Genomic DNA, 13315 nt, shown 5'->3' with positions numbered 1-13315 from the left:
TGAAGCCTCGTGGAGCCTGGCGCTGACCACCGCCGCGACCGGAACGTAACCGCAGGCAAGCGGGAAGTGTACCTGTGGGTCGGCCATTGGGTCAGATGAGTCCAAAGCGCTGTCCCAGTCTGGCGGCAGGAATCAGAAGCTTGCGAATCATCAGTTCCTGCTTGCCCGGATTGGCAACAGGTACGGGTGTCTCCACGGGGAACGGCAACTGATCCATCCGGTCGCGGGCCATGGCGTTCGCCAGTGCCATACCCAGCAACGGGGCCATCAGGTTGCCCCAGGCGTTGAAATGCATCAGGCCGAACACCCCGGGCTGCAGTTCGAACATGCCGGGGAACTCCACGTCGCGCAGCGCTACCCGCCCGGTCCAGTAATCATCCATCTGGATGTCCATTGCCCGGGTCTCGGGCCACGTCCGGTGTATCCAGGCCAGATGATTGCCGAAATGCCACAAGCCATCGTCCGGCCGGGAAGCGCTGGGAATACTCGAGGTGATGATCCGTCCGTGCATATCAACGACGAAGGGATTCAGGTCCACGGGCTCCTCGGACAGCGTTGCCCGGCTCGGCATGACGATATCCAGCGCCTCTCTCGGCAGCGGCTTCGTGGATACTGCGTAGGCCGTGAGTGGGTAGAAATTGTTGGTGAACTGCGCAACGATCGCGCTCGGATAGGCGTTGGTGCAGAACACCACTCGATCGGCAACCACGGCGCCCTGCGCCGAAGCCACCCGCCAGCGCCTACCAGAACTGACCAGGGAAAGCGCCTCGCTCTCGCCAAAAACCCGCGCTCCGCGCGCGCTGTCGCAGCAGTGATCATGCCGTTCGTGAACAGGTAAGGATTCACCCGCCCGCCGGACTTGTACAGGACGCCGAAGGGGAAATATCCGGAGCCCGTCAGCGCTTCCACGTCGGCGCCTTCGAGCCACTCCACCTGCTGCCCCTGCTCCTGCTTCCAGTAGACAGACTTCGCTTTCAGCTTGTCGAAGACGCTGCTGCGCCGGGTGACGTGCAGGTAGCCGGACTGCGCCGCGTCGCAAGCGATGTCGTGCTTCTTCGCGAGGTCAAAAGTGATGGTGTGATGCTCGCGGAACAGTTCGAGAAAGGCCTTGCCGCGGCCGGGAAAGCGCTCGAACATGCCGAGATCCTTCAGCGTGGGCAGCACGTGTCCGGCATTGCGGCCGGAAGCGCCCCAGCCGGGCTGTCGCGCCTCCAGCACGACCACATTCACGCCGGCCTCGGCAAGGTGCAGCGCCAGTGAACTGCCCGCGAGCCCCGCTCCCACGACGACCACGTCGGCATCCAGTTCACGATCCAGCACGGGGTAGCCTGGCAGCACGCCGGTCGGCACGGTCCAACCGCTCGTCGCGATTGGCGGTGTGCCCTGCTCATACATTTCCGTGCGCCCCGGGAAGCCCGATTCCGCTGTCACGCCTGTCAGGCCTGCGTCGTTCGAGCCCTGTCCATCGCAACCTGGAACCACGGAACCCGCCAGCAGCACGGCCGAACCTTTCAGGTAGTCGCGTCTGTTCATGTGCCACATTTCGCGTTCAGGTTGATGGAATCGCCATGCTGGACGTTGGGCAATCCGATGACGCGGAAGAATCGGCAACAGCTTGCGGGCATCCGTTCGCACCACTGCGACGCATGCCACAGCCGGTATTCACTTCCCGTCCACGGAGAAGGCGATGATCGCGCCCGCTCCTCCGCTCATGGAACTAACGTTCACATAAAGTATGCCATCGACGATGGTCTGCCCTCCCTCGGCGATCGGTCCGCCACCAGCCTTTACGCCGTTGACGGATTCCATGGCTTGCCCCGCGTCGAAATCCCACAGCACTGCGCCGTCGCGTGCCGCATACGCGCGGATGTGGCCGTCGAGCGCGCCGGAGAACACTGCGCCCGGAATGGCCGTGACCGCCGCGCGTTGCCCGTGCGAGCAGCCTTCGCTGCCCCACGCGCATGACACCTCGGGTGCCTCGATCTGCCAGCGTCGCTTGCCGGTACGGAGGTCGAGGGCGGTCAGTGCGCCGCGCGGCAGCGCCGTGAACACATGCCCCTTCTCGTAGACTTCTTCCACCGGCGCGCGCTGAAAGCTCGCCGCGTAGACGGTATCCTGGTCCGCGGCCTGACCGCCGAGCAGGCTACCTTCGCCCGGGGGCAAACCCACGTCATGCCGCCAAAGCTGCTTGCCCTGGTTGGCGGCATCGAAGGCATAGACGATTCCCGACTCGTTACCCACCACGATCACCGGCTTGCGGTTTTTCAGCGTGCGCAGAATCGGCGAGCTGCCAAAATCGAGGTTGGGACCCTCGGGGTTCGGGCAATTACCGGTAATACTGCCCCCGCAGTTCACGATGGAGTTGTCGCCCTTCAGCACCTGCGACACCCACTTGCGCTCGCCCGTGCGCATGTCGAAGGCGACCAGGGCGTCGGAGACTTCGGTTTCGACTTCCGTATAGGAATTTCCCGTACCGGCGTAAATCAGGCCGCGCTTTGTATCAACGGTTGGCGTGGACCAGATCGCGGCACCCGCGGGGCCAAACATCCGGGTCCCGTCGGAGTTGATCTTGGTTGGACGTGGCTCCTCGGTGATCGCGTGAGCCTTCCAGAGCATCCTCCCGCTCGCGGTATCGAGTGCCACGATACTGCCGCGGAAGCTGCAGCATGGATACAGCCCGGAGGCGCCGGCGGTCACCTCTTCCATCGATGAGACCGGCACATAGAGCCGGTCCGCATGGAGCACCGGCGCGGCTGTCAGACGCACGAACGGGTGCTCGTCTACCTTCGTGCTCCAAAGAAGCGCACCCGACTCGGCGTCGCGCGCATGCACAATGCCTGTTTCCAGTTCTCCGTAGAACACCGCGAACCGGGCAGCCGCAGACGAGCGTGGCAGTGCGCCCACACTTACCGTGGTGCGCACCACCGTGTTTGTTTCGACGGCCCAGTAGGTGCAACCGCTCCTGGCATCCAGGGAGTAGATCGTGCCACCATGGCTCGCCGTGAACAGTCGTCCACCCACGATCACTGCCTGCCCCCACGCCATGCTTCCGGGCAATGCAAAAGCCCATTTCGGCTTCAGGCGCGGCAGCTCGCGAACGCTCAGTCCCGGTGCGGCGACATAGCGCTTGTTTTCATGGTCGCCACCCCAGCCGTTCCAGGTTGCTCCGCGCGTGCGCAGCGGCGGGGCACTCGAGGCACAGCGGTTCGCCGCGGGATCGACCTTGACTGCCGGCGCGGCGCCGAGCTTTTTCGCCGTGATGAACTCTGCCACGGCATCGATCTCCCCGGCATCGAGCCCCGCGGCCTGTGGCTGCATCGCACCACGCCTGAGGGTTTCGACCACCGCCTCGGGCGATCTGAGCAACGAGATATAACCACGCGGCGGTATGCGATCGGTCGGCCGGTCATGGCAGCTCGCACAACGCGCCGCATAGATCGCTGCGCCAGGTTCAGCCGCTCCAGACTGATCGGCGTGGGTGGCGGAAATCCCGGACAGCAGCGCCAGCGTGGCCGCAAGCGCCAACCAGCGCGCGCCGCCTGTCAATGTCAATTTCCAGTGCATCATCTCCGTCTCCCTCAAAGCTCGTAGCGCAAGTCCACGCCCACACTGCGCAGCTCCTTGTACGTGTCGACCGTGTATCCCAGAGGGCCAAAGTCAATGCCCCACTCGCGCACCTCTTCGTCACCGAGGTTGCGTCCCCACAGTGACAGCGACAGATCGCCGCGTGACACCGGGATCTCGCTGAGGGTGAGGCGGGCATTCCACAACGTGTAGCTTTCGGTGGAGTTATACAGATTCATCTGGGCGTCGAACGTACGCTTGCCCGCATACGAGGCATCCACCTGGGCCACGAGCGTGCCGAATGTCGTTGCAGCAGGAAAGGTGTATTGCATTATCAGAGATCCCGAATGCTGGGGTCCCCCTGTCACCGTACTGGCAAAGTCGGCGATATCCGCGACCAGCGCGTCACCGTTCGCACCGAAAACGGGGAACCCGGTCTCGGGATCATTGACGCTGGTGATGAACTCCTTGATATCGACATCGACATAGCCATAAGTCGCCATCAGCAGGATGCTGTCGGTCGGTGCAATCGTGAGGTCGAGTTCGATGCCCTGCGCTTCCGAAGAACCGGCATTGACTATTTTCGAGGAAGCGCCGCCGCTGCCCGCCTCGAATTGGTTCACCTGGCGATCATCGTATTCGTAGTAGAACAGCGCCCCGTTCAGGCGTACCCGGCGCTCGAACCACTCGCTCTTGCCGCCGAGCTCCCACGACGTCACCTCTTCCTCGTTCACCGGATCCTCGAAGGAGCTGACCGTGGACGCGCGGACGTTGAATCCGCCGGCACGATACCCGGTGGCGTACTTGGCGTAGACCATAAGCTCGTCGGTCCAGTTATAGGTCAGCGTGAACGCCGGGTTGAACTGATCCCAGGAGTTGTCGTCCTTGGCGGTGGCGAGTCCGATATCGCTGAAATCCTGGGTCAGCCAGGCCGTCTTTTCGTCGACGCTCCAGCGCAGACCCAGTATCGCCGTCAGCCGTTCGGTCAGCGCATAATCGAACTGTCCGTAGGCAGCCCACGCGTCATTGTCTGTCGAGTATTTGAAATCGGGTGCGCTCAGCAGCACGCTCTTGCCAAAGCAGGTGCCCGCACAGAGAAAATCCTGGTAGCCGCCAGGCAGTTCGCCAAAGGCAAACAGCGCGGGAATGGCATATTCCTGCGGGTCAAAGTTTGTACCCTCCTCGTGGAAATAGTACAGGCCCATATTGTAGCCGAAGCGATCGTCGAACAGCCGCCCGATGAATTGCAGTTCCTGGGACCATTGCTCATGCTCGTTGTAACCGGCCGAGTTGAAGTCGTGCACATAGGTACCCGCCGGATACAGGCTGCCGTCAAAATCCGGCGTGAGCATGCTGGCTCCATCGGTCACGAATTCGCCGAAATCCTGGCCCCCATAGCGGTTGTCATATTCGCGCCACGACGAGATCGACCTCAGGGTCGCCTCGCCAAGCGCCAGGCTCAAAGTCAGCGCGTGGCCATCGATATCCATCGACTGGTCCTTCGAATCCGTGCGGTACGGCAAATGGCCCTTGCGATCCGCGGACGCCATCGCGTCCATCTGCTCGTAAAACGGTCCGCCCAGCCATACGTTGTCCGGCCGCACGTAGGTCAGCTGGCTCAGATTGGTGTTGGCGTCCTGCTGATAATGGTCGTAGGCATAGTCGGCGGTCAGCGTGTCCGTCGGCGTCCAGCGCACCGCGATGCGCCACGACTGCTGGTCGTATTGACCGAGATCGCCACCGGTATAGCTGCTCTCGGCCAGACCGTCGCGCTGGCCATAGTTGAACGAGAGTTTTGCGGACACATTGCCGTACGCCGGCGTATCCACGGAGGTGGCGGAGCGGAACAGTTCGCGCTCGCCATAAGTGAGCTCCTGTTTCAACCCGAACTCCCCGGAGGGCTTGGTCGTGATCACGTTCACCGCCCCGCCCGTGGTGTTGCGCCCGTAGAGAGTACCCTGCGGCCCGCGCAGCACCTCGATGCGCTCCAGGTCCACCACTTCGAAGGCCGCCGCCGAACTGCGCCCGAGATAAACACCATCGACGTAGATGCCAACGGTCGGATCGACTGCGAGCGCCGGTTCGCTGGAACTCACGCCGCGAATTCCGAGCGAATAGCCGTTGAAACTCGCCGGTTGCTTGTCCATGCGCAGGTTCGGTGTGTACGAGGCGATATCGCCGCTTTCGATCACACCCAGTGCCTTCAGAGCCTTCGAATTGAAGACCGACAGGGCGATCGGTGTGTCCTGCAGCGAGCTTTCGACTCGCTCGGCAGTAACGATGATTTCATCAAGCCCGCCGGTCGGCTCGCTCTTGGCTTCTGCCGCGATAGCCGAACAGCTCGTCGCGGCAAGAATGGAAACAGAAAGCAGGGTTCTGACAGATTGCAGTGCGGCCATGTGTACGCTCCTGTAGTTGTAATTGGATCAAGTACGAGCATAAGATACAAGACGATCGTCTTGTGTACAAGTTTTTTGTCTTTTTTATATGACAATCGACATGTTGTTATCAATCCCGGTGCGCCCGGAACGAGCGTCCGGAGAGGGCCATATCGGAATAGCATCATGGCCAATTCTTTTGCAGACCCCTAGAATTCGCCGCGGTCCTGACCATAAGCGGCCAGACTGCTTCAACACGGAGACCTCATGGCCCGGACGCGCTTTCCCAAGGTATCGGACACCACCCACGAACGACGCGCTCATATCCTCGCCGCCACGGCTGCGCTCATCGCGAGAGAGGGTCTTCAGGGCATCTCGGTGCGCACCGTGGCGGATCGGGCGGGATGTTCTCGCGGCTTGGTGGAGCATTATTTTCGCAACAAGGCGGAACTGCTTCTCGCAGCGAACCGCTCGGTCAACGAGACCTATCTGGAGCGGGTCGCGGGAGCGGTGGGCGATCTGGCGGGGCTTGCCGCGCTCGAAGTGAGATTGCGCAAATTACTCCCCTACACTCAAACGGTGCTCGACGAATGGCGGGTACGCCTCGTGTTCTGGCACCAGGCAGGCCAGGAACACACCGACCCGGTTCTGGCGAAAAACAACAACGAATCGTTCTACGCCGCTTACGACGAGATACTGGCAGACGTGCGCTACGCACAGGAACACGGCGAAATTCCGGAGACGGTGCCTTTGATTGTCACATCGGAGCTGGTGCTTCTCGTGGTTATGGGTATAGCGACCGCCTGCCTCGGCAACGCACAGCTGCGCCAGAAGCGCCCGCTCGACCGCCGGGTGGAGATGATCATCGGACTACTGAAGAGCGGGCATGTGAGCGCGTTGCAGGTCGGTGATCCCGAGACGGAATATTGAGGGTCGTTAGGGCCGCACCAGACAACGCATGTCGCGCCTGCACGCAACGGCCACCGGCGACCCTGGGAGCGACAACTGAGCGGACACGACGGGACATCAGCGCGGCGATCGCGCTGTGCTCGCGTTAACCCTCTCAGGGGGCCAGCCGCTCGATGCGCCAGGTGTTTGCGTCGAGGGTATAACTGAAACGGTCATGCAGGCGGTTCGGGCGCCCCTGCCAGAATTCGAAGGCGTCCGGTACCACGCGAAACCCGCCCCAGAACGACGGCAGGGGAATGCGGCCTGCAGCGAACTTGTGCTTGATGCGCGCAAACTCCTCCTCCAGAACCACGCGCGACGACAGCGACCGGCTCTGCGAGGAGGCCCAGGCGGCAAGCTGGCTTTCCCGCGGACGCGACAGGAAGTACTTGAGGCTCTGGGCGGCACTGACCCGCGTAACGCTGCCACCGACGATGATCTGGCGTTCCATGTCCGACCACGGAAACAGCAGGCATACTCGCGGGTTCGCCGCCATTTCATGCGCCTTGCGGCTATCGAGATTGGTGTAGAACACGAAGCCCTCGGCATCACAATGCTTGAGCAGCACCAGCCGCTGCCAGGGTTTTCCGTTTGCATCCACCGTCGCCACGGACATCGCCGTGGGGTCCTTCAGGCCAGTCGCGATCGCCTGCCGCAACCATTGTTCGAACTGCACGAAGGGCGACGCATCGAGGTCTTTGCGCTGCAGACCATCGGCAAGGTAATCGCGTCTGAAATCTTCCAGGTCCATATACCGAATCACGCTCCGGGTGGGGTATTGCCGCCCCCGGAGGTTAACAGAAAGCCCTTATTCAGGCGCTCAGCATCACGGCCAGAAATCCGGAGACCACGATTCCATCGAAAGTCCCGGCGCCACCTATACTCAGCAACCCTGCCCCACGCCGACCGAGATCGCGCAGATGCAGCAGGTCGGCTCCGATCAGGGGTCCGAGCACCCCGGCACAGAACGCGACACCGGGTGCATGCGCGGGCGCCAGAAACAGCGCCAGTAACGCGGCGAGACAACCCGGGACGAATATCGGCAGCAATATGCCAAGCCCGGCTACCGGACGGGCCATCAGATAGCAGGCTGCCGTGTTCAGCGCGCAGGCCGCCAGCAGTGCCGGCAGCACCGAAGCGTCGCCGGGTCCGGAGACGCATGAGCTGGTACACGACGATAAGCAGCGGGATCACGCAACCGCCGACATTGAGCGCAATCACCTGCTGCGACCTCTCGCCGACCAGGCGCGGGGCGAGCCGGTCGATTCCATAGAAATCGAACGGACGATACGCCAGCACCTCGGCGCGGGATTTGCGCCTGACCGGGATATTGAACAGGCTGCCGGCAAATATTGCGAGCACCAGCAATGCGCCGAAAGAACGCGTCATACCGAGCTGCTGCAGCGCCGAAACCATCGCATCGGCGAGCAGCAACGGCATCAGCAGCAGAAGCAAAAACGTCATCAATAACGCCAGCAACCCGGCAGGCATAGCGTATTCCTTCCAACCTGGAACGCTTCGCGTGGTGTCGTCCAACGATACCACCGCAAGGCGTTGTGTTTCACATCATTGTCACGGGCTCGCATCGACACGCCCGGCCCATCTCTCCTGCGGTTGCGCCCACCGGCATCCGGGCGCCCAGCCCAAAAAGCCGCGGCCAGCGACACGCGGACACCGGCAGGCGGCCATATTACCCCTGGAGCCTGCCAGGATCCGGATATTTCCGCCACTGGCAGCAAGACTTTGATTGACGAAATACCTATCATTCAGCGCGCCATGTGCCCGGCGAGGAATCGCTGCGATCCCGCGTGCAACGGGCAACCTGACTACCTGCATTTTCATCCGGGGGATGGCGACGATGAGCAGTCACAAACACCAGGTACTCGTGATCGGCGCGGGCTGCGCCGGCATTACCGTGGCCGCGAGCCTGCGCCGGCGCGCGCCCCGGCTCGATATCGCACTGGTCGAGCCCGCCGCACACCACTATTACCAACCGGCATTCACGCTGGTTGGAGCAGGACAATATCCCCTCGAAGCAACGCGCCGCGACACGCGCAGCCTGATACCGGGCGGTGTGACCCTGATCCCGGCAGCGGTCACTGCCTTCCGGCCGCAAGCGAACTCGCTCGATCTCGACAATGGCGACAGCTGCAGCTATGAATGGTTGGTGGTCGCTACCGGCATCGGTCTCGATCTGGAGCGGATCGAAGGTCTGCGGGAAGCGCTCGGCGCAAACGGCGTATGCAGCAATTATTCGCCGGCGCATGTGGAGTATACCTGGCGCTGCCTGCAGGACCTGCAAGCGGGCGCGCGCGCGGTATTCACCCAGCCTCCGCTACCGTTCAAGTGCCCTGGCGCGCCGCAGAAAGCTGCCTATCTCAGTGCGGATCTGCTGCACCGCGAGGGCAAACTCGCCTCCTGCACCGTCGAGTTCTACGCGCACGGACCCGTCATCTTCGGTGTGCCATATTTTGCGCGCGAACTTGGCAAGGTCGCGGCCAGGTACAACATCAGCACCAACTTCCAGCACAACCTGGTCAGCGTGGACGGACCCGCAAAACGCGCCACCTTCGAGATCGTCGGCGGCGAGCGGCAGGGCGAGCGGATCGAGGTGGGTTTCGACATGCTTCATGTGTCGCCGCCGCAGAGCCCGCCCGCGGCAGTGAAGAACAGCGAACTGGCAAATGCGGCGGGCTGGGTGGAAGTCGACCAGAACAAGCTGCGGCACACCCGCTTCGCCAACATATTCTCGCTTGGCGACGTCTGTTCCACACCCAACTCCAAGACGGCTGCGGCCGTGCGCAAGCAGGCTCCGGTGGTTGTGCGCAACCTGCTGCACGCGATGGCGGGACGCGAACTGGAACCGGCCTACGACGGATACGCCTCGTGCCCGCTGACCACCGCCATCGGCAAATGCATCATGGCGGAATTCACCTATGGCGGAAAAGTCACGCCGACGCTGCCGCTCAACCCGGCCCGGGAGCGCCGCCTGAACTGGTGGATCAAGAAAACCGGCCTGCCGCTTTTCTACTGGCACTACATGCTCAAGGGATACGAGCGATTCCTGCCGCACAACACGGCTTTCACGGAAGATTGAGCGTGTTGAATTCACTTCGCTGACAGCAGCGGAGCACATCGGCGTGCTCAATTCGGACCGGCTGGCAAACGCCGCTCGCATCATGAATCCGAGCGGCGGCATTCACGACCAGGCGGCGCAGGTGATCGCCTTTCATTGTCGCCCGTTCGAGGATGAGCAGGACGAGGAGAGTTGAACCAGGCCCGGGGGCGCTCAGGGCACCGCAGTCTGCAGCGTCAGGTAACGGCCGTAGCGCTTGATTGCCTTGACCGAGCCGCCCTGCGCAATGAGTTCGGCCACCGCATCGACGTTCTCTATCACCAGTCCGGCAACCGTTGTCACGCCGTAGTAGCCCAGGGACGGCGCGATGGGCGCCCCCGGCCCAACCAGCGCAACCTGCGCATCACGGGTGCAGGCATTGAGAATGCGTGGAAAGCTGCCGTTGACCAGTGCCGATGAGGTAACCACCACCACGTCCGCCGTGCTCAGCACCGCTTCAGTGGCGGTTTCCGGATATTCCCCTTGCTGCGGTTGCATTTCGATAATCCGGATATCGTGAAAACGCTCGCGAATTCCGGGAAAGCTGCCAATACACACGCTGTTGCCTGGCACTCCCCGCAGCACGTCGAGACCGTTGCTCTCGGCGCCGCGCAGATCGTAGCGGTTGTAGTGTGCATTGATCGCCGCCACCCCGACCGAAGCCTCGAACGGGTTCCACGAACTCGCCAGTCCGGCAAGATCGCGCAGCGAGCGGGAGTGCAGCGTGCCGGCCACCTCGAGCGAACGGCAACCGGCACTACCACGTGCCGGACTGTACGCCAGGCCACAACCATGCGGACCCTCGACCAGGGTCCAGTTCAATCCGATCAGCACGCGCCGGGCAGGTTCCGGACCAACCCCGCGCGCCAGTTCCTCGAGTACATTGCGCGCACGCCACCAGCGTCTGAGCGCGGCGGTGTCACAGGCCAGCAATTCGCCCAGCCCACCGGTATAGCTGCTCCAGATATCAATGGCTGCCGCCGGCACCGCGACAACAACCGGTATACCGGACGCCACCGCCTCGAGAATCAGCGGCATCAGACCGGCGCCGCGCTGCTCGTGTTCACCGAACTTCTCGATCACGATCAAATCCGGTGCCGCATCGATTGCCCGGCGCATCACCTCGATCAGGCGCGCCAGCGCATCGGGAACCAGACTGCAGCCCGGGTTATCCGGGCTCGGGCGCGTCAGCGCGATGGTTTCACCGCCATCGAGCGCGACACCATCGACCCCGGCACGCGAAGCGCCGCTTGCGTCCACGGATTGCTGCGTCACACCGGCGACACGCCAGCCGCGCGTCTTCATTTCATCGGCAAATTCGCGGAACACCCGCCGGTTGCCGCGTGGGGTATACAGCACCGCTGCCAGCGCGACGGACGCGGACCTGCGCGTCATCGCGACAGGCCGTTGCGCGGGAATTTTTTCGGCTTGCAGCGAAGCTCCACAACCCAATGACGGTCGCGTGCGACATGGCGAAGCCGTGGCAGGTCGAACATTGCCGCGGCGCCTGCCACCAGGGTGATCAACGAATCGAGCCGCATTCCCGGCGCATAGCCGACACGCGAACCGTCACCGATCATGCTCGATGTGCTGTTGCTCATCCTGTTATTCCCGGATTTGCTGTCAGTTGAGGTAAAACACTTTTGGTCGTGTATTCATCTCCGGCCGTGAAGTCGGCGCTTCGACTCCGCCCGGAAAACCGCGCGCCTCGAGACCGTGCAGACAAGTGCCACCGGCGACAAACAGCGCGGTATCATCGCACTTGTCCGGCAGTCTGCAAACCTCGCGGCGTCCTGCGACAGACAGAACTCGGTAATACCATGGCCTGGCTCTCCTTTCGAAGGCGACAACGCCGCGCTTGGCACACAACTGGTCATTCAAGTCCGGATATGAAAGTATTGCCCGCCGCACTGCAGAGCAGTGCTCCACCAATCTTGCGGAAGGCTTGCTGATGCACACAAAAATCCTGCTGGCGGAGTCAGATCTGCCTACCCATTGGTACAACGTGGCGGCAGACATGCCGAATCCGCCGGTGCCGCCGCTCGGTGCGGACGGCCAGCCGGCAAGCGCCGATGCGCTATCGGCGATTTTCCCGCCCGGGATCATCGAACAGGAGATGAGCGCGGAGCGCTGGATTCCGATACCCGAGGAAGTGCGCGATGCCCTGCGCCTGTGGCGCCCTTCTCCGCTTTACCGGGCGCATCGCCTGGAGCGCGCGCTGGGTACACCGGCACGCATTTATTACAAGAATGAGTCGGTCAGTCCCGCCGGTTCGCACAAGCCCAACACCGCGGTCGCCCAGGCCTGGTACAACCGCCAGGCCGGCGTCCGTCGCCTGGTCACCGAGACCGGTGCGGGCCAGTGGGGTTGCTCGCTGGCGCTTGCCGGGCAGCTGTTCGGACTGGCCGTGCGGGTCTACATGGTCAGGGTCAGCTACCAGCAGAAGCCCTACCGGCGCTCGATGATGCAAACCTGGGGAGCAGAGGTTTTCTCCAGCCCCACCGACATGACCGAATCGGGGCGCAAGATACTGGCTGAACACCCCGATACCACCGGTTCGCTGGGCATCGCCATCTCCGAGGCGGCCGAGGAAGCAGCCGGACGCAGCGACACCAATTATGCGCTTGGCTCGGTGCTCAACCACGTGCTGTTGCACCAGAGCGTGATCGGTCTGGAAGCAAAAAAACAAATGGCCATGGTCGGGGACTACCCGGACATGGTGTTCGCGCCCTGCGGTGGCGGATCGAGTTTCGGCGGTATCGCGTTTCCGTTCTTTGCCGACAAGGCGGCAGGCAAGGAGGTTCGTCTGATCGCGGTGGAACCGACGTCCTGCCCCTCGCTCACCCGCGGGCGCTATGCCTACGATTTTGGCGATGCCATCGGCCTGACACCGCTGCTGAAAATGCATACCCTGGGCCACGAGTTCATCCCGCCAGGCATTCATGCCGGCGGCTTGCGCTACCACGGAGCCTCGCCGCTGGTAAGCCAGCTGTACCACGAGAAACTGATCGAGGCGCAGGCAGTCGCGCAACTCGAGACCTTCGAGGCCGGTGTTCTTTTTGCGCGTTGCGAGGGGATCGTGCCGGCACCGGAAGCGACTCACGCGATCGCCGCCACCATCCGCGCCGCACGCGAATGCACCGCCAGCGGCGAAGCAAAATCGCTGCTCTTCAACCTCACGGGGCACGGCCATTTCGACATGTCGGCCTACGACCGGTACTTCGCCGGCGAACTGGAAAATTTCGCGTTTCCGGAGCAGGAACTGCTCGCCTCGCTGGCCCACCTGCCGGCGGTTTGAGCCGTTTGCAGG

At 62.7% G+C, this 13315-nt stretch carries 9 protein-coding genes and 2 pseudogenes; 3 read left to right on the top strand and 8 right to left on the bottom strand.

Features of this window, described 5'->3' with window-relative positions; genetic code table 11:
• Positions 1 to 91: 91 nt before the first annotated feature.
• The 3 genes and pseudogenes from IPF49_11975 to IPF49_11965 all read right to left on the bottom strand — a co-directional run bounded on the left by IPF49_11975 (position 92) and on the right by IPF49_11965 (position 5963).
• A pseudogene (locus tag IPF49_11975) lies at positions 92 to 1533 on the bottom strand (FAD-dependent oxidoreductase).
• 129 nt (positions 1534 to 1662) lie between these two features.
• A complete protein-coding gene (locus IPF49_11970) occupies positions 1663 to 3567 on the bottom strand; it encodes a PQQ-binding-like beta-propeller repeat protein (protein MBK6288331.1) in 1905 nt (634 codons plus the stop codon).
• Between the two features lie 11 nt (positions 3568 to 3578).
• The gene (locus IPF49_11965) at positions 3579 to 5963 is read right to left on the bottom strand and encodes a TonB-dependent receptor (protein MBK6288330.1); all 2385 of its coding nucleotides are present in this window, start codon (positions 5961 to 5963) and stop codon (positions 3579 to 3581) included.
• A gap of 246 nt (positions 5964 to 6209) precedes the next feature.
• On the opposite strand from IPF49_11965, the gene IPF49_11960 reads away from it, so the two are divergent.
• On the top strand, positions 6210 to 6872 hold the full coding sequence (locus IPF49_11960) for a TetR/AcrR family transcriptional regulator (GenBank protein ID MBK6288329.1): 663 nt from the start codon (positions 6210 to 6212) through the stop codon (positions 6870 to 6872).
• Positions 6873 to 7005: 133 nt separating this feature from the next.
• On the opposite strand, the gene pdxH is transcribed toward IPF49_11960, so the two are convergent.
• From pdxH to IPF49_11945, 3 genes and pseudogenes are all read right to left on the bottom strand, one after another.
• Positions 7006 to 7641: a pyridoxamine 5'-phosphate oxidase gene (gene pdxH / locus IPF49_11955; protein ID MBK6288328.1), complete on the bottom strand. Its 636-nt coding sequence runs from the start codon at positions 7639 to 7641 to the stop codon at positions 7006 to 7008.
• 61 nt (positions 7642 to 7702) lie between these two features.
• Positions 7703 to 8023 carry a DUF1614 domain-containing protein gene (locus IPF49_11950; protein MBK6288327.1) on the bottom strand — a complete coding sequence of 107 codons (321 nt, stop codon included), beginning with the start codon at positions 8021 to 8023 and terminating at the stop codon, positions 7703 to 7705.
• A gap of 13 nt (positions 8024 to 8036) precedes the next feature.
• Positions 8037 to 8381: pseudogene (locus IPF49_11945) on the bottom strand (DUF1614 domain-containing protein).
• A gap of 367 nt (positions 8382 to 8748) precedes the next feature.
• On the opposite strand from IPF49_11945, the gene IPF49_11940 reads away from it, so the two are divergent.
• Positions 8749 to 9987, top strand: a complete 1239-nt coding sequence (locus IPF49_11940) for an NAD(P)/FAD-dependent oxidoreductase (protein ID MBK6288326.1) — start codon at positions 8749 to 8751, stop codon at positions 9985 to 9987.
• Positions 9988 to 10179: 192 nt separating this feature from the next.
• Here the strand turns inward: IPF49_11940 and IPF49_11935 are convergent, their stop codons facing one another.
• Both IPF49_11935 and IPF49_11930 read right to left on the bottom strand, forming a co-directional pair.
• Positions 10180 to 11400: a DUF2478 domain-containing protein gene (locus IPF49_11935; GenBank protein MBK6288325.1), complete on the bottom strand. Its 1221-nt coding sequence runs from the start codon at positions 11398 to 11400 to the stop codon at positions 10180 to 10182.
• Positions 11397 to 11606 carry a hypothetical protein gene (locus tag IPF49_11930; protein MBK6288324.1) on the bottom strand — a complete coding sequence of 70 codons (210 nt, stop codon included), beginning with the start codon at positions 11604 to 11606 and terminating at the stop codon, positions 11397 to 11399. Before IPF49_11930 ends, IPF49_11935 begins: the two co-directional genes overlap by 4 nt.
• Positions 11607 to 11956: 350 nt before the next feature.
• Between IPF49_11930 and IPF49_11925 the strand changes: the two genes are divergently transcribed.
• On the top strand, positions 11957 to 13303 hold the full coding sequence (locus tag IPF49_11925; GenBank protein MBK6288323.1) for a TrpB-like pyridoxal phosphate-dependent enzyme: 1347 nt from the start codon (positions 11957 to 11959) through the stop codon (positions 13301 to 13303).
• The last annotated feature ends 12 nt before the right edge of the window (positions 13304 to 13315 follow it).

The sequence above is a fragment of the Gammaproteobacteria bacterium genome (assembly GCA_016705365.1).
Lineage (GTDB): Bacteria > Pseudomonadota > Gammaproteobacteria > Pseudomonadales > UBA5518 > UBA5518.
Note: the sequence above shows the minus strand (reverse complement) of the source record. Positions and strands in the feature narration are given on the sequence as shown.